Below are 25170 nucleotides of genomic sequence, written 5' to 3'. Positions count from 1 at the left end.
CGGCGCGCGGCGGGCCGGCCGCCCCGGCCCGCCGCGCACCGGCCGGCAAGCGAGGGGTTTATGGGTAAGCGCATCAAGAGGTGGGGACCGGGGCTCCTGCTGATCTCCCCGTCCCTGGTCGTGCTGGCGGTGTTCGTCTACGGGCTGATCGCCTGGACCGTCAAGGTCTCGATGTCGGACGAGCACGACGCGCTCGGCTCCAAGGGCTTCGTCGGGCTGAAGAACTACACCGACCTGTTCACCAACGACATCAACGACCGGTTCACCCACTCGCTGAAGAACCTGTTGATCTTCACCGTGGTGTTCGTCGTCGGCACCATGGTGCTGGGCCTGCTCTGGGCGTTCCTGCTGGACCGGGGCGTCCGGGCGGAGGGCGTCTTCCGCACCGTCTACCTGTTCCCGATGGCCGTCTCGTTCGTCGCCTCCGGCGTGGTCTGGCGCTGGCTGATGAACTCCAACACCGGCGACGACGCCGGCGGGCTCAACTGGATCTTCGGTGAGCTGCACCTCGGGTTCCTCCAGAACTCCTGGTGGACCAATCCCGACTGGGGCATGGCCGCGATGGCGATGCCGGCCATCTGGCAGCTCTCCGGCTACGTGATGGCGCTGTTCCTCGCCGGGTTCCGGGGCATACCGCAGGAGCTGCGCGAGGCGGCCGTCATGGACGGCACCAGCACCTTCCAGCTCTACCGGCACGTCATCTTCCCGCAGCTCACCCCGGTGGCGCTGTCCGCGCTGATCATCGTCGGGCACATGTCGATGAAGATGTTCGACCTGATCATGTCGGTCTCCGGCGCCCAGTGGCTGACCGAGGTGCCCGCCGTCTACGTCTGGCAGGCCCTGCTCACCAGCGACTACGCCAAGGCCGCCGCGATCGCGGTGCTCCTGCTGCTGTTCGTCGCGGTGCTGATCGTCCCCTACCTCGTCCACACGACCAGGGCGGAGCGGCGCTCGTGACCACCACAACCACCCCGGCCCCGCCGGCCACCCCGACCCCGGCGGCACCCCGCCGGCCCCGCCGGGACATCACCCCGGCCTCGGTCACCGGCCGCGCCGTCAGGTACGCGCTGCTGCTGTTCTTCCTGATCGTCGTGCTGATGCCGGCCTACGTGCTGCTGGTGACCAGCTTCAAGTCCGGCTCCGAGATCGGCGTCACCGGGCAGTGGAACCTGCCGCAGCGGTGGACCACGGCGTCCTGGGTGAAGGCGTGGGACGCCCTCGGCCCGTCCTTCGTGCGCACCTTCCAGCTCGCCGTCCCGGTCGCGCTGATCTCCTCGTTCATCGGCGCCGCCAACGGCTTCGTGCTCTCCCGCTGGCGCTTCCCGGGCGCCGACGCGGTGTTCACGCTGATCCTGTTCGGCATGTTCATCCCGTACCAGGCGGTCATGATCCCGCTGCGCGAGATCGTCACCACGATCGGGGTCCCGCCGGGCATCCCGACCCTGACCCTGGTGCACGTCATCTACGGGATCCCGATCTGCACCCTGATCTTCCGCAACTACTACGCGACCACGGTCCCCGAGGAGATCATCGAGGCGGGCCGGGTGGACGGCGCCGGCCTGCTGCGCACCTTCGCCTGGATCATCCTGCCGGTCTCCATGCCCGGCTTCGTGGTCACCGTGATCTGGCAGTTCACCTCGGCCTGGAACGACTACCTGTTCGCGATCTTCCTCTCCAACACCCGCAACGGCCCGATCACGATCGCCCTCAACGCGCTGGCCGGCGCCCAGTCGCCGGACTACGCGGCGTCGATGGCCGGCGCCCTCATCACGTCCCTGCCCACCCTGTTCGTGTACGTGGTGCTGGGCCGGTGGTTCATCGGCGGCCTCATGGCCGGCTCCGTAAAGTCCTGACCCTCGCGATCCCGGGGCGCCGCGGGCGGAAGACCTTGGTACCGACCCGGTCAGAAAGGCGGCGTGCGAGGAGGCGTAGGTGTCAGGCGACGTCGAGGAGGTCGACGACGAAGACCAGGGTCTCGCCGGGGGCGATGACGCCACCGGCGCCGCGGTCGCCGTAGCCGAGGTGGGGCGGGATGGTGAGCTTGCGGCGGCCGCCCACCTTCATGCCCTGCACGCCGCGGTCCCAACCGGTGATCACCTGGCCCCGGCCGAGGGCGAAGCTGAGCGGCTCGCCGCGGTCCCAGGAGGCGTCGAACTGGCGGCCGGTGGAGTGGGAGACGCCGACGTAGTGGACCGTGGCGGTCTGGCCCGGCTCGGCGGTGGCGCCGTCGCCGACCGTGAGGTCCTCCACGACCAGATCGGCGGGCGGGGCGCCCTCGACGGTGACTTCGGGCTTCGGCATGATCCGGGTCTCCCTACGGTAGGACGGAACGGTAGACGTCGAGGGTGCGCTCGGCGATCGAGGACCAGGAGAAGTGTTCCACGGCCCGGCGCCGCCCGGCGGCACCCATCAGGGTCGCGCGGCCGGGGTCACCCGCGAGGGCGGTGAGGGCGGCGGCGAGGTCCGCGACGAAGCGGTCCGGGTCCAGCGGGGTGCCGGTGCCGTCGGTGGCCTGGTCGAGGGGGACCAGCAGCCCCGTCTCGCCGTCGGCGACCACCTCGGGGATGCCGCCGGTGGCGGTGGCGACGACGGCGGTCTCGCAGGCCATGGCCTCCAGGTTGACGATGCCCATCGGCTCGTAGACGGAGGGGCAGGCGAACACGGTGGCGTGGGTGAGGATCTGGATGACCTCGCGCTTGGGCAGCATCTCCCGGATCCAGACCACGCCGTCCCGGGTGGCGGCCAGGGCCGCCGCCAGGCCCGCCACCTCGGCGCCGATCTCGGCCGTGTCGGGGGCGCCGGCGAGCAGGATCAGCTGCACGTCGTCCGGGAGCGAGGCGGCGGCGCGGAGCAGGTACGGCAGGCCCTTCTGGCGGGTGACGCGCCCGACGAAGACCACGCTGGGGCGGTGCGGGTCCATCCCGATGCGCTCGACCACGTCGGTGGCCGGGTCCGGGGCGTACTGGCTGGTGTCGATGCCGTTGGGCACCACCCGGACCTGGGACGGCGACACGGCCGGGTAGGCGGTGAGCACGTCCCGCCGCATGCCCTCGGAGACGGCGATGACCGCGTCGGCGGCCTCGATGGCGGTGCGCTCGGCCCAGGAGGACAGTGCATACCCGCCGCCCAACTGCTCGGCCTTCCACGGGCGCAGCGGCTCCAGGCTGTGCGTGGTGACCACGTGCGGAACCCCGTGCAGCAGCTTCGTCACGTGCCCGGCGAGGTTGGCGTACCAGGTGTGCGAGTGGACCAGGTCGGTGCCGGCCGCGCCGGCGGCCATCTCGAGGTCGACGCCCATGGTGCGCAGGGCGGCGTTGGCGCCGGCCAGCCCGGCGGGATCGGCGTACCCGGTGACGCCGGGCTGGTCGCGGGGCGGGCCGAAGCAGTGCACCCGCACGTCGGCGAGGCGGCGCAGATCCCGCGCGAGGTACTCGACGTGCACCCCGGCGCCGCCGTACACCTCCGGCGGGTACTCCCGGGTCAGCAGGTCGACGCGCAGGGGGCGATTCTCCACGAGCAGCACCCTAGTGCCGGGCCGTTCGGCTGGTGCAACACGGTGGCCTTGGTTAACGTCTGGGCATGGCAAAGGTCCTCGCAATCGTGCTGGCGGGCGGTGAGGGCAAGCGCCTGATGCCGCTGACGGCGGACCGCGCGAAGCCGGCCGTGCCGTTCGGCGGCATCTACCGGCTGGTCGACTTCGTGCTGTCCAATCTGGCCAACGCGGGGTTCCTGAAGATGGTGGTGCTGACCCAGTACAAGTCGCACTCGCTGGACCTGCACATCACCAAGACCTGGCGGATGTCGACGCTGCTGGGCAACTACGTGACCCCGGTGCCGGCGCAGCAGCGGCTCGGCCCGCGCTGGTTCGCCGGCTCCGCGGACGCGATCCACCAGAGCATGAACCTGATCAATGACGCCCGCCCGGAGTACGTGATCGTCTTCGGCGCGGACCACATCTACCGGATGGACCCGGAGCAGATGATGGCCGACCACATCGCCTCGGGCGCGGCCGTGACGGTGGCCGCGATCCGGCAGCCGCTGTCGATGGCGGACCAGTTCGGCGTGATCGAGGTCGGCCCGGACGGGCGGCGGATCGTGGCGTTCCGGGAGAAGCCCACCGACGCCCCGGGCCTGCCGGACGCGCCGGACGAGATCTACGCGTCGATGGGCAACTACGTATTCACGGTCGACGCGCTCAGGGAGGCGGTGGACGTCGACGCCCGCAACGTGCACAGCAAGCACGACATGGGCGGCAACATCATCCCGATGCTGGTCGAGCGCGGCGAGGCGAACGTCTACGACTTCCGGGACAACGAGGTGCCGGGCAGCACCGAGCGGGACCGCGGCTACTGGCGGGACGTGGGGACGCTCGACTCGTTCTACGAGGCGCACATGGACCTGATCTCGATCCACCCGATGTTCAACCTGTACAACCACGAGTGGCCGATCCTGACCGGCAACATGCCGTGGCCGCCGGCGAAGTTCGTGCACGGTTGGCAGGAGCGGGTCGGCCGGGCGGTCGGCTCGATGATCTCCCCGGGTGTGGTCATCTCCGGCTCGCTGGTGGAGAACTCCATCGTCTCGCCGAACGTGCGGGTCAACTCGTGGGCGCACGTCTGCGGGTCGGTGCTGATGGATGGCGTGGACGTGGGCCGGCACGCGGTGATCCGCAACGCGATCATCGACAAGAACGTGGTCGTTCCCGAGGGCGCCGAGATCGGCGTGGACATCGAGAAGGATCGCACCCGGTACACCGTTTCCGCGGGCGGCGTGGTGGTCGTGGGCAAGGGCCAGGAGGTCTACGCGTAGCGGCGCGGGAGGCCCGCGCACCGCGGGCCCCACCGGTCCCGGCGATGACGTGCGGAATGGGTGCTCCGCCGCGCGGGAACGCCGCCGGCTGACTAACGTAGGGATCATGACGGGCCGGTTTCCCATCGAGAACGTGACCCCGCGCGTGGCCTGTGGGAGCCACCCCGCCAAGGCGGTGGTTGGCGAGTTGGTCCCCGTCACCGCCGTGGCCTACCGGGAGGGCCATGAGGCGCTCGGCTGCAACGTGGTCTGGCAGGGCCCGGGCGGGCGCAAGGACCGGTTCACCCGGATGTCGCCGGGAGAGGCGGGTACCGACCACTGGCACGCCACCATCCGCCCGGACGCCGCCGGCCGCTGGAGCTTCACCGTCGAGGCGTGGGGCGACCCGTACCTGACCTGGAAGGACGCGGTCGAGAAGAAGATCGCGGCGGGGCAGCAGGCGGAGGACCTGGCCAACGACCTCGAGATCGGCGCCCGGGTGCTGGACGTGGCGGCCGGGATCGTGCCGAAGAAGCACCGGGACCGGGTGCGGGAGGCCGCCGCCGCGCTGCGCGACGGGAGCCTGGCGCCGGCCGAGCGGGTGGCCGGCGCCCTGGCCGCGGCGGACCTGCTCTGGCGGTACCCGGTGCGGGAGTTGATCACAAGCACCGAGCCGTACCTGCTGTGGGTGGACCGGAAGAAGGCGCTGTTCTCCGCCTGGTACGAGTTCTTCCCACGTTCGGAGGGCGCGGTGCTCGCCGCCGACGGCCGGCCCGCCCGGTCGGGGACGTTCCGCACGGCGGCCGAGCGGCTCCCGGGCGTCGCCGCCATGGGCTTCGACGTGCTGTACCTGCCGCCGATCCACCCGATCGGGCGGGTCAACCGCAAGGGGAGGAACAACAGCGTCGTCGCCGGCCCGGACGACGTGGGTTCGCCGTGGGCGATCGGCGCCGCCGAGGGCGGCCACGACGCGATCCACCCCGACCTGGGGACGCTGGCGGATTTCCGGTACTTCGTCGAGCGGGCCCGGTCGGTGGGGCTGGAGGTCGCCCTGGACCTGGCGTTGCAGGCCGCGCCGGACCACCCGTGGGTCGCCGGGCACCCGGAGTGGTTCACCACCCGGCCGGACGGCACCATCGCGTACGCGGAGAACCCGCCGAAGAAGTACCAGGACATCTACCCGCTGAACTTCGACAACGACCCGGAGGGGATCCGGGCGGAGATCCTGCGGATCGTGCTGCACTGGGTCGAGCAGGGCGTGCGGATCTTCCGGGTCGACAACCCGCACACCAAGCCGGTCGCGTTCTGGCAGTGGCTGATCTGGAAGGTCAAGCAGGCCGACCCGGACGTGCTCTTCCTGGCCGAGGCGTTCACCCGCCCGGCGATGATGCACGCGCTCGCCAGGATCGGCTTCAGCCAGTCCTACACGTACTTCACCTGGCGCACCGCCGCATGGGAGATGCGCCAGTACTGCGCGGAGCTGGTCGCCGCCGCCGACTACATGCGCCCCAACTTCTGGCCCAACACGCCTGACATCCTGCACGAGCGCCTTCAGCACGGCGGTCCGCCGATGTTCAAGATCAGGGCGGTACTGGCGAGCATGCTCTCGCCGTCCTGGGGCATGTACGCCGGGTATGAGCTGTTCGAGCACGTGGCCCGGCCCGGCGCCGAGGAGTACCTGGACAGCGAGAAGTACGAGCTGCGGCCCCGGGACTGGGCGGCGGCCGAGGCGGAGGGGCGGTCGCTGGCCGGGTTCGTCGGCCGGCTCAACGCGATCCGGGCGGCCAACCCCGCCCTGCACTGGCTGCGGAACCTGCGCTTCCACGACGTGGACAACGGCGCGCTGCTGGTCTTCTCCAAACGCGACCCGGAGACCGGCAACACCATCCTGGTGGTCTGCTCGTTCGCCGCGGCGGACGAGCAGTGGGGCAACGTGGTGCTCGACATGCCCGCCCTCGGCCTGGACTGGCACGAGCGCTTCGACGCGCGGGACGAGTTGAGCGGCGTGACCTACGACTGGGGCCAGTACAACGCGGTGCGGCTCGACCCGTACATCCAGCCGGCGCACATCTTCACCGTTCACCCGCACCGGGCCGGTGGGGCGCAGACCCGGGAGAACGCATGGACGAGCTGATCACCGGCGGCGTGCACGACCCGCACGCGATCCTCGGCGCCCACCCGGCGGGGAAGGGCACGGTCGTGCGCACCCTGCGCCGCGACGCCGCCGAGGTGTACCTGCTCGCCGGGGACGATCGGCACCCGATGACCCGGGTCCACCCGGAGGGCGTCTTCGAGGTCGTCCTGCCCGATGTCGTGCCGGAGGCGCTCGGGCCGTGGCGGGTCGAAGTGGACGGTGTCGCGCTCGACGACCCGTACCGGCACCTGCCCACGGTCGGCGAACTGGACCTGCACCTGATCGGCGAGGGCCGGCACGAGCGACTGTGGACGGTCCTCGGCGCGCACGCACGGGACGGCGGGGTGGCGTTCGCCGTGTGGGCGCCCAACGCGCGCGGCGTGCGGGTGGTCGGGGACTTCACCGGCTGGGACGCGCACACCGGCTGGCCCATGCGGTCGCTGGGCGGCAGCGGTGTCTGGGAGTTGTACGTGCCCGACGCGCGGGAGGGGCAGCGGTACAAGTTCCGGATCCTCGGCGGGGACGGGCACTGGCACGAGAAGGCCGACCCGCTCGCCCGGCACACCGAGATCCCGCCCGCCACCGCCTCGGTCGTCTACTCGTCGCGGTACGAGTGGAAGGACGCCGACTGGCTGCGCAAGCGGGCCGGTGCTCGCCCGCACACCGAGCCGATGAGCGTGTACGAGGTCCACCTCGGCTCGTGGCGGCCCGGCCTGTCCTACCGGGAACTCGCCGACCAGCTCACCACGTACGTGGTCGAGCTGGGCTTCACCCACGTCGAGTTCCTGCCCGTCATGGAGCACCCGTTCGGCGGCTCGTGGGGGTACCAGGTCACCGGGTACTACGCGCCGACCTCCCGGTTCGGCTCCCCGGACGATTTCCGTCACCTGGTGGACCGCCTACACCGGGCCGGGATCGGCGTCATCCTCGACTGGGTGCCCGCCCACTTCCCGAAGGACGAGTGGGCGCTGGCCCGCTTCGACGGGACCCCCCTGTACGAGCACGGGGACTGGCGCCGTGGTGAGCACCCGGACTGGGGCACGTTCATCTTCGACTTCGGCCGGCGGGAGGTGCGCAACTTCCTGGTGGCGAACGCGCTGTACTGGTGCGAGGAGTTCCACGCGGACGGCCTGCGCGTGGACGCCGTCGCCTCGATGCTGTACCTGGACTACTCCCGCAAGGCGGGGCAGTGGGCGCCGAACAGGTACGGCGGCCGGGAGAACCTGGAGGCCATCTCGTTCCTCCAGGAGATGAACGCGACCGTCTACAAGCACCACCCGGGCGTGGTGACCATCGCGGAGGAGTCCACCGCGTGGGGCGGGGTCACCCGCCCCACGTACCTGCAGGGCCTCGGTTTCGGGTTCAAGTGGAACATGGGCTGGATGCACGACTCCCTGCTCTACCTGAGCAAGGACCCGGTCCACCGCCAGTACCACCACCACCAGATGACCTTCTCCACGGTGTACGCGTGGAGCGAGAACTACGTGCTGCCGATCAGCCACGACGAGGTGGTGCACGGCAAGGGCTCGCTGACCGGCAAGATGCCCGGGGACACCTGGCGCCGCCTGGCCAACACCCGCGCGCTGCTGGCGTTCATGTGGTCCCACCCCGGCAAGCAGTTGCTGTTCATGGGCTGCGAACTCGCCGACGACCAGGAGTGGAGCGAGTCCCGCGGGCTCAACTGGAGCCTCCTGCACGACCCGGACCGGGCGGGCGTCCAGCGCCTGCTGGTCGACCTGAACCGGACCTACCGGGCCACCCCGGCCCTGTGGGCCCAGGACACCACGCCGGCCGGGTTCCGCTGGATCAACATGGACGACTCCGCGAACAACGTCCTGGCGTACCTGCGCCTCGCGCCGGACGGCTCGATGGTCGCCTGCGTGGTCAACTTCTCCGCGGTGCCGCACGAGGACTACCGCGTCGGCCTGCCTCGGCCCGGTGCCTGGGCGGAGATCCTGAACACCGACTCCACTCTGTACGGTGGCTCGGGGGTGGGCAACCTCGGCGAGGCGCGCGGCGAGAACGTGCCCTGGCACGGCCTGCCCGCCTCGGCCAGCCTCACCCTCCCGCCGCTCGGCGCCCTCTGGCTGCGCCCCGCGTAACCCGGCCGGTCCAGTCGCGGGTGGCGGCCGGGGCTGGTGGATGGCCCGGTGGCAGCCGACCCGCGACCGTGCGCGGGCGCCCAGCCGTTGACAATCGTCCCGCCTGGCTCGTACGGTCCCGCTAAACGCTTCGACGAAGCGTTTCGACTAAGCGCTTCGACGGCATCCACCTGCGAAGACGTTGGACGCGGAGAGGTGGTGGTGAGGGGGCATCGAACCCCCGCGGGCCACCCGTGCCACCCCGGCACGGGCGACCGCCGGCACAGGGCACCAGCGGCGCAGACACCACCAAGGGGAGGAAGAAACGTGTTCCGGTACAGGCGGGGCGCGGTGGTCATCGCGCTAGTGGCGGTGGCCGCGCTGGCGCTGGCCGCGTGCGGCGCGGACGCCGAGGACGGCGGCGGGGACGGCAAGACCCTGCGGCTGTGGCACTACGAGGGCGCCAACAGCGCGATGGGCACGGCCTGGAACGAGGCGATCAAGCAGTTCGAGGCGTCGCACCCGGGCGTGACGGTGCGGTTCGAGGAGAAGGGCTTCGAGCAGATCCGGCAGAACGCCGGCATGATCCTCAACTCGGACCAGGCGCCGGACATCATGGAGTACAACAAGGGGAACGCGACCGCGGGGCTGCTGTCCAAGCAGGGCCTGCTGACCGACCTCACCGGCGAGGCGACCAGGCGCGGCTGGGACAAGCTGATCGGCGCGGGGTTGCGGACCACGTCCACGTACGACCAGGACGGGATCATGGGGTCGGGCAACTGGTACGGCGTGCCGAACTACGGCGAGTACGTGATGGTCTATTACAACAAGGACCTGTTCGCCAAGCACAACCTCCGGGTGCCGACCACGCTGGCCGAGTTCACCGCGGCGATGGACACGTTCGTGGCGGCGAAGGTGACCCCGCTGTCGGTCGGCGGCGCGGAGTACCCGGCGCAGCAGATCCTCTACGAGCTGGCGCTGGCCCGGGCGGACCGGTCCTTCGTGGACGACTACCAGCTCTACAAGAGCCGGGTGGACTTCCACGGCCCGCAGCTCACGTACGCGGCGAACACGTTCGCGGACTGGGTGCGGAAGGGGTACATCGCCAAGAACTCGGCCGGCATCAAGGCCGAGGACATGGGGGTCGCGTTCGAGCAGGGCACGTTCCCGATCCTGATCTCCGGTAGCTGGTGGTACGGCCGGTTCGCCGCCGAGATCAAGAACTTCGAGTGGGGCACGTTCCTGTTCCCGGGCAACAGCCTGCACCCCGGCTCGGCGGGGAACCTTTGGGTGGTGCCCCAGCACGCCAGGAACAAGGAGCTGGCCTACGACTTCATCGACATCACGATGAAGAAGGAGATCCAGAACCTGCTCGGCAACTCGGGCGGCGTGCCGGTGGCGGCGGACCCGTCGGCGATCACGGACGCCAAGAGCCAGGAGCTGATCGAGAACTTCAATAAGATCAACTCCGCGGACGGGTTGGCGTTCTACCCGGACTGGCCGGCGCCCGGGTACTACGACGTGCTGGTCGCCGGCGTACAGCAGCTGATCAACGCCAGCAAGACCCCGGACCAGGTGCTGGACGAGATCGCCAAGCCGTACGTCGACAACCTGACCAGCCTGGGCAAGTGACCACCACGACCCGGCCGGCCCCGGCGGCCGCAGCGACCGATGGTGCGCGGGCGACCGCGCGCCGCCGGCCCCGCCGCGGCCGGGGGTACGCCGTGTTCCTGCTCCCCGGCGCGCTGCTCGCCCTCGCCGTCATCGTGGTGCCGCTGCTGATGAACGTCGGCACCAGCTTTACCCGGTGGTCCGGGGTGGGCGTGCCGGAGTGGATCGGGTGGGACAACTACCGGCGGCTGCTCGACGACGACAACTTCTGGGCGTCGTTCCGGAACATCCTGTTCCTCATCGTGGCGATGGCGGTCGTGCCCACGCTGCTCGGCCTGCTGCTGGCCGCGGTGCTGTACGACTTCGTGGCCACGCGGTTCGGCGCCCGCACCGCCAGCCTGTTCCGGTCCGGGTTCTACCTGCCGCAGGTGCTCCCGGTGGCGGTGACCGGCATCGTCTGGGGCTGGATCCTGCACCCCGGCTACGGCGCGCTCAACGCGCTGCTGGAGAGGGCGGGGCTCGCCCCGCTGGCCCGCAACTGGCTCGGCGACCCGCGGTACGCGCTGTACAGCGTGATGGGCGTGCTGATCTGGTTCCAGGTCGGGTACCCGGTGGTGATGTTCATGGCCGGGCTGCAACGCGTGGACCCGGAACTGTACGAGGCCGCCGACCTGGACGGCGCGAACCGGCGGCAGAAGTTCGCCCGCATCGCCGTGCACGTCATCCGGCCCGAGATCTACGTGGTGCTGGTGACCACCACCATCGCCGCGCTCAAGGTGTTCGCGCAGATCTTCGTGCTGACCCGGGGCGGCCCGGGCAACGCCACGCTGGTCCCGTCGTACTTCGCCTACCGGAACTTCTTCGAGCGGGCGCAGGTCGGCTACGGCGCGGCGATCTCCACCGTGCTGGCGCTCATCATCGTCCTGCTCAGCGTCGTGTTCCTGCGGTTGCAGGCCCGGGGTGAGGACGCGTGAGCTGGGCGCGCCGGTTCAACGGGTACGCGGTGCTGGGCGTGCTGACCGTCGCGGTGCTGCTCGTGCTGGCCCCGTTCCTGGCGGTGGTCGTCAACGCGGTCAAGACGCCGGGCGACTACGCCGCGCACGGCCCGCTGTCCTGGCCGCACGGGCTGAGCCTCGCCGGCATCGTGGACTTCTGGTTCCGGGTCGACTTCGGCGAGAAGCTGTGGAACAGCTTCCTGATCATCGGCTCGGTGGCGGTCCTCGGGGTGGCCGTGTCGGTGCTCAACGCGTACGCGCTCGGCATCGGCCGGCTGCGCGGCCGCACCGCGTTCCTGGTCTTCTTCCTGCTGGCGAACCTGCTCCCGCAGGAGGCGCTGGCCTACCCGCTGTACTACCTGTCGAAGGAGGTGGGCCTCTACAACGGCCGCCTGGTCCTGGTCATCATCTTCACCGCGATCCAGAGCGCGTTCGGCACGTACCTGCTCTCCTCGGTGTACGCGTCGTTCCCGCGCGAACTGCTGGAGGCGGCCGAGCTGGACGGCGCCGGCCGGCTGCGCACGCTGGTCCGGGTCGTGGTGCCGGTGAGCTGGCCGAGCCTGTCGGTGCTGTTCACGTTCTTCTTCATCTGGACCTGGAACGAGTTCTTCCTCCCGCTGATCTTCCTGATCTCCAACGACCTCCAGACCGTGCCGGTCGCGCTCGGCGTGCTGCAGGGCGAGCGGCAGATGGACGCCACCACCACCAGCGCCTCGGCGCTGATGGGCATCGTCCCGGCCGTGCTGTTCTTCCTGATCTTCCAGCGGACCCTCAGCCGCGGCGTCATGGCCGGCGCCGCCAAGTAGCCAGCCCCTCCCTCGCCAACCCCTACTCTGATCGGAAGCGAGCCCCCCATGAAGTTCACCGACGGCTACTGGCACCTGCGCGAGGGCGTCCGGGCGCTGTACCCCGCCGAGGTCCACGACGTGGCGGCGGAGCCGTCGGCGCTGACCGTCTACGCGCCCACGAAGCGGATCGAGCACCGCGGCGACACGCTGAACCGGCCGCTGGTGACGGTCCGCTGCACCTCGCCGGCGCCGGACGTGATCGCCGTGAAGGTCAGCCACTTTCTCGGCGGCCGGCGCCGCCGGCCCGAGTTCGCCCTGCGGACCGACCCCGGTGTGGCGGTCCGGACCGAGGTGGGCACGGACGCCGCCAGCATCACCTCCGGTGCGCTGACCGCCCGGTTCAACCGGGGCGACGACTGGCGGCTGGACTTCCTGGCCGGCGGCGAGGTGCTCACCTTCAGCGGGTTCAAGGCGATGGCCGTGCTGGCGACCGGCGGCGCCGCCGGGGACGGCGGGCACTACGTCCGCGAGCAGCTCACCCTGGGCGTCGGCGAGCAGGTGTACGGGCTCGGCGAGCGGTTCGGCCCGCTGGTGAAGAACGGCCAGGTGGTCGACATCTGGAACGCCGACGGCGGCACGAGCAGCGAGCAGGCGTACAAGAACATCCCCTTCTACCTGACCAACCGCGGGTACGGGGTGTTCGTCAACCACCCCGGTCTGGTCTCCTTCGAGGTCGGCTCCGAGGCGGTGTCCCGGGTGTCGTTCAGCGTCGCCGGGCAGTCCCTGGAGTACCTGGTCATCTACGGGCCGACGCCGCGGGAGATCCTGCGCAAGTACACCGCGCTGACCGGCCGCCCGGCGCTGCCGCCCGCCTGGTCGTTCGGGCTGTGGCTGAGCACGTCGTTCACCACGTCGTACGACGAGGAGACGGTGAACAAGTTCGTCGGCGGCATGGCGGACCGGGACGTGCCGCTGGCCGTGTTCCATTTCGACTGCTTCTGGATGCGGGAGTTCCACTGGTCCGACTTCGAGTGGGACCCGGCCGTCTTCCCGGACCCGGTCGGCATGCTCAAGCGCCTGCGCGAGCGGGGCCTGCGGGTCTGCGTCTGGATCAACCCGTACATCGCGCAGCGCTCGGCGCTGTTCGCCGAGGGTGCCGAGCGCGGCTTCCTGGTGCGCACCCCGGACGGCGACGTCTGGCAGTGGGACCGCTGGCAGGCCGGCATGGGCCTGGTCGACTTCACCAACCCGGGCGCCCGGCGGTGGTTCGCCGACAAGCTGCGGGGCCTGCTGGACATGGGCGTGGACGCCTTCAAGACCGACTTCGGCGAGCGGATCCCGACCGACGTGGTCTGGCACGACGGCGCCGATCCGGAGCGGATGCACAACTACTACACCCAGATCTACAACCAGACCGTCTTCGACCTGCTGCGCGAGCACCGGGGCGAGCACGAGGCGGTGCTGTTCGCCCGCTCGGCGACGGCCGGCGGCCAGCAGTTCCCGGTGCACTGGGGCGGCGACTGCGAGTCCACCTTCGTGTCGATGGCGGAGAGCCTGCGCGGCGGCCTGTCGCTCGCGATGTCCGGGTTCGGCTTCTGGAGCCACGACATCGGCGGCTTCGAGGGGCGCCCGGAACCCGCCGTCTTCAAGCGGTGGATCCCGTTCGGGCTGCTCTCCTCGCACAGCCGCCTGCACGGCAGCAGCAGCTACCGGGTGCCGTGGGAGTTCGACGAGGAGTCGGTGGACGTGCTGCGCTCGTTCACCAAGCTCAAGGCCACCCTCATGCCGTACCTGTTCGGCCAGGCGGTGACCGCCTCGGCCGAGGGCATGCCGGTGATGCGGCCGATGGTCGCGGACTTCCCGGACGACCCGTCCTGTCTCTTCCTCGACCGGCAGTACATGCTCGGGGACGCGCTGCTGGTGGCCCCGGTCTTCGCGGCCGCCGGCGACACGTCGTACTACGTGCCGGCCGGCCGGTGGACGCACCTGCTGACCGGCGAGGTGGTCGAGGGCCCGCGCTGGGTCCGGGAGACGGTCGGCTTCGACAGCGTGCCGGTGTTCGTGCGGCCCGGCAAGGTACTGGCGATCGGCGCCCGGGACGACCGCCCGGACTACGACTACGCGGACGGGGTCACGCTGCGGCTGTACGAGATCGAGGCGGGTTCCCGCACGACCGTCACCGTGCCGTCGACGACCGGCGGGCCGGCCGCGGTCTTCGAGGTGACCCGCGACGGTGGCGAGGTCGCGGTGCGCCGCACCCTCGGCTCGGCCCCCTGGCGGGTCCAGCCGGCGGGCGGGGCGGTCACCCGGGTCGCCGCCGACGTCGACGCGGCGACGGTCGCGCTGTAGAGCGCCCGGCACCGCGCGCCGCTGTGGTGGTCGGCGCGCGGTGCCGGCGAGCCACCCGACCAGCGTGACCGGAGGGAGGACGGGCGCGGCCAGCGGGATGGGCGGGCTGGCGGTGCCGGCGGTCGCTTCCCGGTCACCTGGTCGGTGGCCGTCCCGCCGGCGGAATCCGCGAATGAGCCGGCCCGCGGCGGGAAAACGCCCAACCATCGGCGCGGGCGACGGCCACGCCAGCCGAGGGGGTGGAGCATGAACCGGGATGGGCTGCGGGCCGGCGACGAGGACCGGCGCCGGGTGGCGGACCGCCTGCGCGGGGCGTTGACCGACGGGCGGCTGACCCTGCCGGAGTACGACGACCGGGTGCGGGACGTGTTCACCGCCCGCACGTTCGGGCACCTGTCCCGGCTGGTGGCCGACCTGCCGGCGGAGCCGGCGCCGCCCGCGGCGGTGCCGCCGCGCCGGCTGCCGCTCGCGCTGGCGGTGATCTGGACCGTCTGGGCGGCCGTGCTCGCGGTCAACGTCACCTTCTGGGTGCTCGCCTCCGTGTCCAGCCACCGGGCTATCTACCCCTGGCCGATCTGGGTCGCCGGGCCGAGCGGCGCCGCGCTGCTGGTCGCCACGATCGGCTCCAGTCTGATCCGCCGCCGGGAATCCACCGGCTGACCCCCCTCCCGGGCTACCGTTCGGGGTTCTCCGCACGCAGCAGGTCGGCCAGGCGCGCGGCGGCGGTACCCGGGTCGTCCCGGTGCCGGGCGGGGGTGCCGTTCGTGGCCCGGGGCTCATCCGGCGGCCGGGGGTACGGCCCGTCGGACGCCGGCCGCATGGTGACCCGGACCTCGCCGTCCCGCCAGGCCACCCGGGCCTCGCTGACCGACCGCTCCTCGTGGACCCGGACGGTGACCACCAGCTCCGGCCGCTCCGCCACGACCCGGCGCAGCGCCTCGGTCACCTCGGTCACGGCGGGGGTGCAGCCGCTCGCGGCGCGGGCCCGGCGCAGCATCTCGTCCCGGCGGGCCATCCGGGCCAGCGCGTCGTCCAGGTCACCGCGCACCCCCTCCACCTCCCGCTGCTCGCCGGCGCTGCGCGCCAGCCTACGGGGACTGCTGGCGCAGCGCCTCGTCCAGCGCCCGGTTCAGCAGCACCAGCAGGGTGTCCCGGACGGAGAGCCGGTCCCGGGCGTCGAAGGCCACCACCGGGATCCGCTCGTCGACCGCCAGCGCCCAGCGCACCGCGTCCAGGTCGTGGGCGAGCCTGCCGTCGAACGCGTTGACCGCGACCACGAACGGCAGCCCGGCCCGCTCGAAGTAGTCCACCGCCGGGTAGCAGTCGTCCAGCCGGGCGCTGTCGACCACCACCAGCGCGGCCAGCGCGCCGCGGGCCAGGTCGTCCCACATGAAGCCGAAGCGGGCCTGCCCCGGCGTGCCGAACAGGTACAGCTTGAGGCTGCGGTCGATGGTGACGCAGCCGAAGTCCATCGCCACCGTCGTGGTGGTCTTGCCGCCGGCCGGGCCGGGGTCGTCCACGCCGACGCCGGCCGCGGTCATCTCGGCCTCGGTGGTCAGCGGGGCGATCTCGCTGATCGCCCCGACCGTGGTGGTCTTGCCCACGCCGAAGCCGCCGGCGATGACGATCTTCACCGGTACCGGTGGGGTGGTGGTGGCCGCGGCGGGTTCGCCGCCCTCAGGAGATCGCACGTAGTCCACGGATCACTCGCAGGATGATGTCGGGGTCGGCGGGTCGCAGGTCGTGCGCGTGCACGTCCAGGTAGCCGGCGGCCCGCAGGTCGCCGACGAGGATCCGGGTGACGCCCAGGTGCAGCCCGGACCGGGCGGAGATCTCCGCCACCGAGACCGGGGTCGCGCAGAGCGCCACGATCGTGCGCAGTTCGCGCGCCAGGCCGTACGGCGGCGCCCCGGTGCGGGCGGTCACCTGGGTTTCCAGGCCGATGTCCGAGTCGGCGCCGGTGACCCGGCCGGCGGTCAGCACGAACGGGCGCAGCCCGTCCGGCGGGGGCTCCGGCTCCCCGTCCGGCCCGGCCTCCACGCCCAGGTACGGCCGGATCCGCGCGACACCGCCCGGGTCGCCCGGGTCGCGCCCTCCGCCCGCCGGTCCGGTCACGACTGGACGGCGTTCTTCAACTCGACGATCAGGCGGGGGGTCAGGGCGTCGCCGGCCCGGTTGGCGAACAGCGTCATCTCGTACGCCACGGTGCCGAGGCTGGCGGTGCGGTCGGCGATGACGCCGAGCACCGAGCCGCTGCTGATCGAGGTGACCAGCAGGTACCCGTCGGCCATGTCGATCACGACGCGGTTCAGGGTGCCCAGCTGGTACCAGCTCGCGGCGCCGGTGGCCAGGCTGGTCAGCCCGGAGACCACGGCGGCCAGCCGCTCGGCGTTCGCCCGGTCGGTGATGTTGGACATCGCCATGAGCAGGCCGTCCGAGGAGACGGCGATCGCCTCGCGGACCCCGGCGGTGCCGGACGTGAACGAGTCCAGCAGCCAGTTGAACGTCTGTGCCTCGGGGCTGAGCTGTAGCGAGCTGCTCATCGTGCGGTTCCCTCTTCCTGCTGATGTCCCGAACCGGTGGCCCGGCGGTCCGACCCCACCTCCCGCAGCGCCCGGAGCACCCCGGACTCGAACTGCTCCAGGAGGTCGCGGGCGGCCTCCGGATCCGGCGCCCCGCCCGGCGGCGGTGGCGTGGTCTCCCGCCGCGGCGGCGCCGCCGGCAGCGTCGCGCCGGGTACCCGGCGGCTCAGGCCCGACCGCGCCGCGTCCCCGGCCGGCGCTGTGCCGGTGGCGGGCGCCGCACCCGAGACTCCCTGCGCGCGCCGCACGCCGGCCTCGAACTCCTCCACCACGGCGCGGGCGCGGACCGGGTCCTCCGCCGATGCGCCGGCCGGCTCGGCGGACGGGCGGGGAACCGCCGTGCCGGTGAGCGACCCCTCGGGCAGTTGCGCCCCGGGCACCCGTTGCCGCAGCAGCGGACGGCGAGCCGCCGGCGGCGATGGTGGTGGCGGCGGCACGTCCACGTCGGCGGCGATGTCGGCGGCCGGAACGTCGAGCGGCGCGGCGGAGACCACCGGCGGCGCGGGCGGGGCCGGCGGTGCGGAGACCACCGGCGGCGTGGTGATGATCGGCGGTGCCGGCGCGGCCGGTGGCGCCGAGACCGGCGCGGACGCCGACCCGCGCGGCACCGCGGCCAGCGGGGTGGCCGGCGGCGCCGGAGCGGGGCGCGGCGGTGCCGAGGCGGGCCGTGCCGGGGTGGGTGGCGCCAGGGCAGGGGGCGCCGGGGCGGGCGCGGGACCCGCCGGCAGGGACGGCCGGGCCGGGAAGGACCGCTGGTCGCCGCCCTTCGGGCGGGGCGCGAAGGCGTTCCACGATCGGGCCGTCCCGATGGTGCGGCTGGCCCGGTTCAGCGCGACCACGTTCAGCGGCACCGGCGCGTCGGTGGCGTCCGCGGCGCGGGCCATCACCCGGTCCAGCGCCGGCCACGGGCCGTTCGCCGGCTCGACCGCCCGCGGCTCGGGGGCGTGGGCGGTGTCGAGTAGCAGTTCCGCCCCGATCTCGACGATCGCGGTGACGCCGCCGCCGGCGGTCGGCGCGAGCGCCACGCCGAGGCCGTGCTTGCGCGCCAGCCGGCCCACCACGAACAGGCCGAGCACCTCGGTCGGCGCCAGGTCGAGGCGTTCGCGCCGGGCCAGCCGGCTGTTCTCCTCGGCCATCCGTTCCGGGGACAGCCCCAGGCCCCGGTCCTCGATGGTGATCCGCTCGCCCCGGTCGGTGCCGACCGCGGTCACCGTGACCCGGGTGTGCGGCGGGGAGAACGACGTGGCGTTCTCCATCAGCTCCGCCAGGACCAGCACCAGGTCGCCCGCGACCGCCGGGACCAGCGTCGGGCCGGGCGGGATGCGCACGTCCACCCGGGTGTAGTCCTCGATCTCGCCCAGCGCCAGCCGGGCGGCGTCGGCCAGCGGCAGCGGGGCGGTGTGCTCCTCGCCGCCGGCCGCGCCGGAGAGCACGACCAGGCTGCCGGCGTTGCGCCGCAGCCGGTTGGAGACGTGGTCCAGCCGGTACAGCTCCTGCAGCCGCTGTGGGTTGACCTCCTGCTGCTCCAGCCGGTCGATGAGGGCGAGCTGCCGGCCGACCAGGTTCTGCGTGCGCCGGCCGACGTGGCCGAACATCAGCGCCACGTTGCGCCGGCTGGCGACCTGCCGCTCGACCAGTCGGGCGGCGGTGGTCTGCACCCGGTCGAACGCCCGCGCCAGCTCGCCGATCTCGTCGCCGGCCCGCACGTCGACCGACTCCAGCCGGATCGGCCCGGCGCTGTCCGCGTCGCCGTCGACGCTGTCGTCGGCGACCCGTCGCAGTTCGGCGTCGGCGACCGCGGCGACCCGCTCGGCGGAGGCGGTCAGCCGGGTCAGCGGCCGGGCCACCGACCGGGCCATCGCGACGCTCATCAGCACCACCACGACCAGGATCAGCAGGGCCAGGCCGGCGGCCAGGTACGCGGTGGCCAGCACGGTGCCCTGCTGGGCGGTGACCTCGGCGGTCACGTCGTTGACGATCTTGCGTTCGACGAACCGGCCCAGCGTGGTGAACGACTCCAGCGACGGGAACAGGTGCGACACGGTGAACCGGGCCAGCGCCTGGACCGGGTCGGTCTGGATCTGGGTCGGCAGGGCGGTGCCGAGGCGCTGGTTGAGCGCCTGCTGCACGAGCAGGTACAGCCGGTTCTGCTCGGGCGTGGCGTACCGGGTGAACCGGTCGGCCTCCGGCTGCAGCGCGGCCAGGTTCGCCGCGTACCGGGCCACCGCGACGCTGTCGGGCTGCGCCACCAGCAGCGCGAGCTGGACGGCGCCGAGGCTGATCTTCTCGTCCAGGCGCAGCACCGCGTCGAGGGCCACCACCTGGCGCCCCGCGGAGGTGGTCACGTCGGCGATGTCGAGCAGGCGCAGCGAGTCGATCAGCCGGTCGATCACCTCGCCGTACCCGGAGAGCACCGAGCCGGTCGCCGCGTTGCCGCCGAGCACGGCGAGCTGGACGCCGGTCAGGTTGCCGATCGTGCCGATCGCCGCGTCCACCCCCGCCGGCAGGTCGGCGCCGAGGTCGCCGCGCACGTTGGCGACCCGGTCCGAGATCTGGGCGTCCTGGACGACGACCCGGTTGCGGTCGACGACGCCGAGTACCCGCCCGACGGCCAGCAGCCGGCCGAGCTGGAGGTCCTGGACGAGCGCGCCCACCTCGCTGGCCACCCGGACCGTGCGGGCGGTGTCGCCGGCCCGCGCGGCGACCTGCGTCCGGTTGATCACCAGCGGCACGGTCAGGCCGGCGACGGCCAGCAGGGGCAGCAGGACGAGCAGGGTCAGCTTGCCGCGGATCCGTAATCTACCGAGCAGCACGGGCCCACTCCCGCTCCGGCTGTTCGCCCCCGGCCGGCGGGGGTGTCGGCCCGCGCTCGTCGGGCGCCCACCGGGTGGCGCGGCGGCGGTGCCGGCCGGCCCGCACCGCGACGCCGAGGGCGGGCGTGACCGCCATCAGCACCGCGAGGGCCATGGCGCCGACCGCGGTCAGCCGCTCGGCGCGCAGCCGGTCGGCGCGGTCCCGCAGCTGCCCGTCCAGCTGGGTGAACATCGTCGCGGCCAGGTCCGCGGCGGCCGCCTGCACCTCGGTGCGCGCGCTGCCGATCTGCTCGGTGGTGAGCCGGGGGCCGTCGGGCTTGACCGCCGACATGCCGGTCAGCGCGTCGATCGCGCGGCGGAAGCGGTCCACCCGACTCAGCAGCGCCTCGCCCAGCGTCCGGCTGCGCGACTCGTCCACCGCGCTGCGCACGTCGTCGGCCAGGTCGCGGACGGGGCTGAGGGCGGCGGCCCGGGCCACCGTCTCGTCGCCGGCCCACCCGGCCCGGTCGGCCGGGCGGGCCCGGGCGGCGGTGGTCAGCACGTCGGCCAGGTGCCCGGCGGCGATCACCGCCTCGGGCAGTTCCTGGGCCGCCGCGTCCTGGAGGAAGTACGCGTCGGCGTCCGGGTCGCGGACCAGGCCGGATTCGGTCCGCACCGCCTCGAACAGCGCGGTGAGCAGGTCGGTGGCCTCGCCGTACGCGGCCATCCCAGCCGCCGGGTCGGCGGCCACGGGCAGCGACTCGATCTTCGTCCGCAGCCCGGCCCAGCGCTGGGTGGCGCGCAGGTCCCCGCCGATCCGGCGGTCCACGGCTCCCATGTCCGCAACCGCGGTGGCCAGGGCGTCGGCGCCGACCGTGCGCCCGGCGACGACGGCGGAGGCGTTGTCCGCCAGGCCGGTCGCGACCCGGCGCAGGGTGATCAGGTACTCGACGCCGAGCCGTTCCTTGGCGGCGTACGCGAGGTCGGCGGAGCGGCTGGTCCAGACTTGGACGAACAGCACGCCGGTGGGGACGAGGAGGGCGAGGGCCAGGAGGGCGCGCAGCACGGGATGCCGCCGGCCCGCACCCCCCGGCGACGTCCGCATGGCAGAGGTCATCGTCCACCCTTTCCGGCGGCCACGACGGAATCACCACGCCGGCCGGAAGCCCCCACACAGGGCGTCCGGTCCGGCGTCCAGGTGAACCTAGGACGGCGGGCGGGGTGCGGAAAGACGGCCGATCGGGGGGCCGCTTCCGTAACGACGACCCGGAAGCGCTCCCATGACTGTGCGTATGAACATGGTGGACGGTCTGTCGTGGCTCGGTGACCGGCAACGGCCGCGGTGAGGGGAGTGCCCCAAAAACTCTGAGTTTTCATCATGAGATCACCACTGGCGAAGTCGGGACCGTGGCGTTCCCACCCGCGCCGGCCGGGTGGGCGGCCGTCCCCATTGGGCAGTCGCCGCTGAACGCCCGGCTGAGCCGCGGTCGACCGGGTGGGGGAGTGCCGGGAGCCACCCTCCGCCCACGTCCCCGAAAAGAGGCCCAGGAAATTCAACGAACAAATTGGCAGAACGGTTCATCCGCGCGCGCCCCCGCTACGTAGAACGGGAGGGGCGGGGAGTCTGACGGGACCCGGCCCCGCCGAGGAAGGGCCCGGTTCGCCGCGGGGCCCCGCTCGGCATGGCCGGCGACGAGTGGGAGATCGAGGAGTAGATGGCTGGAGTACGGCTCAACCAGCGAGGCGCCGACCCCACCGCCCTTACCCCCGCCGGCGGAGGCGGTCGCGCATGGCTACCCGTCGTCGTGCTCACCGGTTCGGTGCTCGCGGCGATCTGGGCGGTGGCGATGCTGACCCCGCCCGGCCGGGTCGGCGTGGCGTGGGTCTCATACTTCCTGCAGTTCTACGCGGGGGTCTTCACGCTGGTCTCGCTGTCGATCACGGTGATGGCGGGTCTGCTGGCGACCGACCGCCTGGTGCTCATGGTGCGGCACCGGGTACTGCTCCAGTCGGTGCACCGCACGCTCGGCACGATGGCGGTCGTCTTCCTGGTCGTCCACATCTTCACCAAGGTGCTGTACAACGCGGTGTCGATCCTCGGCGTGATCGTCCCGTTCACCGGCGGCAACCGCCCGGTCTACGTGGGGCTGGGCATCCTCGCCGGCTACCTGATGGGCGCCGTGTTCTGGACCGGCATCGCCCGGGCCCGGTTCATCGGTGTCGGCAAGCCGTGGATGTGGCGCAGCCTGCACGCCACCGTCTACCTGTCGTGGCCGCTGGCGCTGGTGCACGGCCTGTCCGCCGGCCGCCCGGCGGCGACCTGGGTGATCGCCAGCTACCTGGCGTGCGTGCTCGCGGTGACCATCCTGCTGGTCGTCCGGGTCTCGACGTACCTGCAACGACGCCGGCGCGGCCAACTGGGCGCCACCACCGGCACGATGAAGCCGGTCGGCAGGACGGGCGCCAGCCCCACCGGCACGGGCAGCGGCTTCCGCTACGTGGCGGAGAGCGACATCCGCGCCGCGTACGCCCCCAAGGAGCCGCGCCAGCCGGCACGCCAGCCCACCGCGTACGAGCAGCGCGCCGCGTCGTACGAGCAGATGGGCGGGCGGATCGCCCGGGAGTACCAGACCGAGGAGGAGTACGCGGCAACCGGGTCCGCCCGCGGTGAGCGCCGGCCGGTCGACGAGCCGGTGGCGCGGGAGCGGGGCATCCGGTCCTATGAGGACACCTTCGGCGGCGGGTACGAGGCTTCCGCCCGCCCCGTGTCGTCGCGTCCGGTGTCGGGGTCCAGCAGCCGGCCGGTGTCCGGCCCGGTCACCCGGCCGGTTTCCGGCGGCGGGCGGCGGGGCGCGCCCGAGGCGCCGTACCGCGAGGACGCGTACGGCGAGGACGAGTACGTGGGCCGCCGCGCGGCCGGCCGCCGGTCCCGCCGGGATGAGGACGGCTACCAGCCGGCCCGGTACCGGGAGGATCGGGCGGAGTTCCCCGCGTCGGCGCCGCCCCGGCAGCGGTTCGAGGACGGCTACGCCGGCTCCGACCACTCCATGACCTCGTACACGACCGGCGGGTACTCCACGGCCGACTACGTGCGCGCCGCCGACCCGATGCCGACCTCGCCACCGCCCACCGGGACGCCGTGGCGCGAGTCCTCGAGCGATTTCGCCCCCGCGCGGGAGCAGGAGCCGCCCGGCCCGCCGGCGCGCAGCCGGGCCGCCCGGCACAGCCGGGACGGCGAGGGTGCGCCCGACTCCTACCGCGCCAGCGCACCGGTGAGCTCCGCCTACCCGCCGGCAAGCTACCCGCACGAGTCGCAGTACCCGCGGTACGGTGCGGACCAGGTGGAGCCGGACGAGACGCCGACGCTGGTCGACATGGCGTCCCGCCGGGCGATGCGGGCCGCCCGGGAGGCGGCGGTCCCGGCGCCCCGGCCGCCCCGCAAGCGTGGCGGCGCGCCCCGCCAGGCGCCCGCTCCGGCGCGCAACCTGACCGACGCCTCGGACGAGGAGTACTGGGCGCACCTGAGGGGGGAGGCCCGGTGATCCCGGCCTCGGTCCCGCCGGTCACCAGCGTGGGAGCCCCCCGGCTGACCGCCGGCTTCGCCGAGTTCGGCCGGCTGGACCTGCGCGACCACGAGGAGGTGCATGGCGACTTCGGCCCGCTGACCGTGGCCGAGCTGATGCAACTCGCCGAGTTGATCCAGTTGCGCGGCCGGGGCGGCGCCGGCTTCCCGTTCGCCCGCAAGGTGCGCGCGGTGTACGAGTCCGCCCGGGCCAAGTCGCTGCCGACCATCCTGGTGGTCAACGGCACCGAGGGCGAGCCGGCGAGCTGGAAGGACAAGGCGCTGCTCACCCGGGGTCCGCACCTGATCCTGGACGGCGCGGCGCTGGCCGCCTACGCGCTGGACGCCGAGGAGATCGTCATCGGCGTCTCGGACGACAACGTGGGCGAGGGCTCCATCGCGGCGGCCCTGGACGAGCGCCGGATGCCGGTGCCGACCCGGATCCAGGTGGTGCCGCACCGGTTCATCTCCGGTGAGGGCGGCGCGATGGTCCGCGGTATCAACGGGCTGCCGCACATCCCGCCCGGGCGCAAGGTGCGGGCCAGCGACAGCGGCGTGGGCGGCCTGCCGACCCTGCTGTCCAACGCGGAGACGTTCGCCCAGCTCGCGATCGCCGCCCGGATCGGCCCGTACGAGTACGCCTCGGTGGGTACCCGGGAGGAGCCGGGCACGGTGCTGCTGACCGTGGGCGGTTCGGCGGCGCAGCCGGCGGTGGTCGAGTGCCCGACCGGCGTCCCGCTGAAGGAGGTGCTGCGCATGTGCGACGCGCCGACCGGCCAGGGGGTGTTGACCGGCGGGTACCACGGCAAGTGGATCAGCGCGGAGGCGGCGGCCCGGGCGGAGGTGTCCCGCAAGAGCCTCACCGAGGTCGGCGGCACCCTCGGCGCCGGCATCATGCTGCCGCTGGGCGACGACACCTGCGGCATCGGCGAGGTGGCGCGGGTGCTCCAGTACATGGCGGGCGAGTCGGCCGGCCAGTGCGGCCCCTGCTACCTGGGCCTGCCGAACGTCGCCCGCGCGGCGGCGGACATCATGACCGGCGCGGGCGGCCCGGACGCGGTCCGCGCGGCGGTCGGCGTCGTCCGCGGCCGGGGCGCGTGCAGCCACCCGGACGGCACGGGGCGGTTCGCGGTCTCGTCGCTGGAGACGTTCGTCGAGGACATCGCCGCACACCTCACCCGGGACGGCTGCGGCCGCCCGGTCAAGGGGGTGCTGCCGCTGCCCACCACCGGCGCGGTCGGCTCGCGGAAGCTCGCGGTGGACTGGAGCCGCTGCGACGGCCACGGCCTGTGCGCCGTCGTGCTGCCCGAGATGATCAAACTGGACGGCAACCACTTCCCGGCGTGGCCGGACATCCCGGTGCCGCCGTGGCTGGAGTTCCAGGCCCGCAAGGCGGTGGGCATGTGCCCCGCCCTGGCCCTACGCCTGACCGACGGCACCCCCCACGGCAGCGCCGCCCCCACCCCCCGCCGCCGCTGACCCTCGCCG

The 25170-nt window shown here is 72.8% G+C and carries 20 protein-coding genes; 12 read left to right on the top strand and 8 right to left on the bottom strand.

Features of this window, described 5'->3' with window-relative positions; all coding sequences use genetic code 11:
- Positions 1-60: 60 nt before the first annotated feature.
- Together KJS59_RS01035 and KJS59_RS01030 are read left to right on the top strand one after the other, a co-directional pair.
- A complete protein-coding gene (locus tag KJS59_RS01035; protein ID WP_213450289.1) occupies positions 61-957 on the top strand; it encodes a carbohydrate ABC transporter permease in 897 nt (298 codons plus the stop codon).
- A gap of 140 nt (positions 958-1097) precedes the next feature.
- A complete protein-coding gene (locus KJS59_RS01030; RefSeq protein ID WP_249713788.1) occupies positions 1098-1853 on the top strand; it encodes a carbohydrate ABC transporter permease in 756 nt (251 codons plus the stop codon).
- 82 nt (positions 1854-1935) lie between these two features.
- Here KJS59_RS01030 and KJS59_RS01025 read toward each other — a convergent pair whose 3' ends face one another.
- Positions 1936-2301, bottom strand: a complete 366-nt coding sequence (locus KJS59_RS01025) for an FKBP-type peptidyl-prolyl cis-trans isomerase (protein WP_213450287.1) — start codon at positions 2299-2301, stop codon at positions 1936-1938.
- 13 nt (positions 2302-2314) lie between these two features.
- Positions 2315-3514: a glycogen synthase gene (glgA, locus tag KJS59_RS01020; RefSeq protein ID WP_249713761.1), complete on the bottom strand. Its 1200-nt coding sequence runs from the start codon at positions 3512-3514 to the stop codon at positions 2315-2317.
- A 65-nt stretch (positions 3515-3579) separates the two neighbouring features.
- On the opposite strand from glgA, the gene glgC reads away from it, so the two are divergent.
- The 8 genes from glgC to KJS59_RS00980 all read left to right on the top strand — a co-directional run bounded on the left by glgC (position 3580) and on the right by KJS59_RS00980 (position 15406).
- Entirely contained in the window at positions 3580-4809 is a 1230-nt protein-coding gene (gene glgC / locus KJS59_RS01015) for a glucose-1-phosphate adenylyltransferase (RefSeq protein WP_213450286.1), read from the top strand.
- Between the two features lie 106 nt (positions 4810-4915).
- Positions 4916-6922 (top strand): alpha-1,4-glucan--maltose-1-phosphate maltosyltransferase, encoded by a 2007-nt coding sequence (locus KJS59_RS01010; RefSeq protein WP_213450285.1) that lies wholly within the window; start codon positions 4916-4918, stop codon positions 6920-6922.
- The gene (gene glgB, locus KJS59_RS01005) at positions 6910-9024 is read left to right on the top strand and encodes a 1,4-alpha-glucan branching protein GlgB (RefSeq protein WP_213450284.1); all 2115 of its coding nucleotides are present in this window, start codon (positions 6910-6912) and stop codon (positions 9022-9024) included. Before KJS59_RS01010 ends, glgB begins: the two co-directional genes overlap by 13 nt.
- Positions 9025-9330: 306 nt before the next feature.
- Complete coding sequence (locus KJS59_RS01000) at positions 9331-10635, top strand: ABC transporter substrate-binding protein (RefSeq protein ID WP_213450283.1); 1305 nt, start codon at positions 9331-9333, stop codon at positions 10633-10635.
- Positions 10632-11588 (top strand): carbohydrate ABC transporter permease, encoded by a 957-nt coding sequence (locus KJS59_RS00995; RefSeq protein ID WP_249713760.1) that lies wholly within the window; start codon positions 10632-10634, stop codon positions 11586-11588. Before KJS59_RS01000 ends, KJS59_RS00995 begins: the two co-directional genes overlap by 4 nt.
- Positions 11585-12415 carry a carbohydrate ABC transporter permease gene (locus KJS59_RS00990; RefSeq protein WP_213450282.1) on the top strand — a complete coding sequence of 277 codons (831 nt, stop codon included), beginning with the start codon at positions 11585-11587 and terminating at the stop codon, positions 12413-12415. The genes KJS59_RS00995 and KJS59_RS00990 overlap by 4 nt, the downstream gene beginning before the upstream one ends.
- 48 nt (positions 12416-12463) lie before the next feature.
- Positions 12464-14746, top strand: coding sequence for an alpha-xylosidase (gene yicI / locus KJS59_RS00985; protein ID WP_213450281.1), 2283 nt, complete (start codon positions 12464-12466; stop codon positions 14744-14746).
- Between the two features lie 246 nt (positions 14747-14992).
- Positions 14993-15406 (top strand): DUF1707 SHOCT-like domain-containing protein, encoded by a 414-nt coding sequence (locus KJS59_RS00980; protein WP_213450280.1) that lies wholly within the window; start codon positions 14993-14995, stop codon positions 15404-15406.
- A gap of 13 nt (positions 15407-15419) precedes the next feature.
- Here the strand turns inward: KJS59_RS00980 and KJS59_RS00975 are convergent, their stop codons facing one another.
- The 6 genes from KJS59_RS00975 to KJS59_RS00950 are packed head-to-tail and all read right to left on the bottom strand — an operon-like array spanning position 15420 to position 21237.
- Positions 15420-15794 (bottom strand): hypothetical protein, encoded by a 375-nt coding sequence (locus tag KJS59_RS00975; protein WP_213450279.1) that lies wholly within the window; start codon positions 15792-15794, stop codon positions 15420-15422.
- A 40-nt stretch (positions 15795-15834) separates the two neighbouring features.
- Positions 15835-16446: a GTP-binding protein gene (locus KJS59_RS00970; RefSeq protein ID WP_376771105.1), complete on the bottom strand. Its 612-nt coding sequence runs from the start codon at positions 16444-16446 to the stop codon at positions 15835-15837.
- On the bottom strand, positions 16424-16861 hold the full coding sequence (locus tag KJS59_RS00965; protein WP_213450278.1) for a DUF742 domain-containing protein: 438 nt from the start codon (positions 16859-16861) through the stop codon (positions 16424-16426). Before KJS59_RS00965 ends, KJS59_RS00970 begins: the two co-directional genes overlap by 23 nt.
- Positions 16858-17289 (bottom strand): roadblock/LC7 domain-containing protein, encoded by a 432-nt coding sequence (locus KJS59_RS00960; RefSeq protein WP_213450277.1) that lies wholly within the window; start codon positions 17287-17289, stop codon positions 16858-16860. Before KJS59_RS00960 ends, KJS59_RS00965 begins: the two co-directional genes overlap by 4 nt.
- Entirely contained in the window at positions 17286-20141 is a 2856-nt protein-coding gene (locus KJS59_RS00955; protein WP_213450276.1) for a sensor histidine kinase, read from the bottom strand. The genes KJS59_RS00960 and KJS59_RS00955 overlap by 4 nt, the downstream gene beginning before the upstream one ends.
- Positions 20128-21237: a hypothetical protein gene (locus KJS59_RS00950; RefSeq protein WP_213450275.1), complete on the bottom strand. Its 1110-nt coding sequence runs from the start codon at positions 21235-21237 to the stop codon at positions 20128-20130. The genes KJS59_RS00955 and KJS59_RS00950 overlap by 14 nt, the downstream gene beginning before the upstream one ends.
- Positions 21238-21835: 598 nt before the next feature.
- On the opposite strand from KJS59_RS00950, the gene KJS59_RS00945 reads away from it, so the two are divergent.
- On the top strand, positions 21836-23662 hold the full coding sequence (locus KJS59_RS00945) for a ferric reductase-like transmembrane domain-containing protein (RefSeq protein WP_213450274.1): 1827 nt from the start codon (positions 21836-21838) through the stop codon (positions 23660-23662).
- The gene (locus KJS59_RS00940; protein WP_213450273.1) at positions 23659-25161 is read left to right on the top strand and encodes an NADH-quinone oxidoreductase subunit NuoF family protein; all 1503 of its coding nucleotides are present in this window, start codon (positions 23659-23661) and stop codon (positions 25159-25161) included. The genes KJS59_RS00945 and KJS59_RS00940 overlap by 4 nt, the downstream gene beginning before the upstream one ends.
- The last annotated feature ends 9 nt before the right edge of the window (positions 25162-25170 follow it).

It is taken from the genome of Rhizomonospora bruguierae (assembly GCF_018397995.1).
Classification (GTDB): Bacteria; Actinomycetota; Actinomycetes; order Mycobacteriales; family Micromonosporaceae; genus Rhizomonospora; species Rhizomonospora bruguierae.
Note: the sequence above shows the minus strand (reverse complement) of the source record. Positions and strands in the feature narration are given on the sequence as shown.

Bases quoted from the DNA above. Each gene is read 5' to 3' on its own strand.
- KJS59_RS01010 (WP_213450285.1), top strand. From the start codon at position 4,916: ATGACGGGCCGGTTTCCCATCGAGAACGTGACCCCGCGCGTGGCCTGT.
- KJS59_RS01035 (WP_213450289.1), top strand. From the start codon at position 61: ATGGGTAAGCGCATCAAGAGGTGGGGACCGGGGCTCCTGCTGATCTCC.
- KJS59_RS00960 (WP_213450277.1), bottom strand. From the start codon at position 17,289: ATGAGCAGCTCGCTACAGCTCAGCCCCGAGGCACAGACGTTCAACTGG.
- KJS59_RS00950 (WP_213450275.1), bottom strand. From the start codon at position 21,237: ATGACCTCTGCCATGCGGACGTCGCCGGGGGGTGCGGGCCGGCGGCAT.
- KJS59_RS01025 (WP_213450287.1), bottom strand. From the start codon at position 2,301: ATGCCGAAGCCCGAAGTCACCGTCGAGGGCGCCCCGCCCGCCGATCTG.
- KJS59_RS00945 (WP_213450274.1), top strand. From the start codon at position 21,836: ATGGCTGGAGTACGGCTCAACCAGCGAGGCGCCGACCCCACCGCCCTT.
- KJS59_RS00980 (WP_213450280.1), top strand. From the start codon at position 14,993: ATGAACCGGGATGGGCTGCGGGCCGGCGACGAGGACCGGCGCCGGGTG.
- KJS59_RS01030 (WP_249713788.1), top strand. From the start codon at position 1,098: ATGCCGGCCTACGTGCTGCTGGTGACCAGCTTCAAGTCCGGCTCCGAG.
- yicI (WP_213450281.1), top strand. From the start codon at position 12,464: ATGAAGTTCACCGACGGCTACTGGCACCTGCGCGAGGGCGTCCGGGCG.
- glgC (WP_213450286.1), top strand. From the start codon at position 3,580: ATGGCAAAGGTCCTCGCAATCGTGCTGGCGGGCGGTGAGGGCAAGCGC.
- glgB (WP_213450284.1), top strand. From the start codon at position 6,910: ATGGACGAGCTGATCACCGGCGGCGTGCACGACCCGCACGCGATCCTC.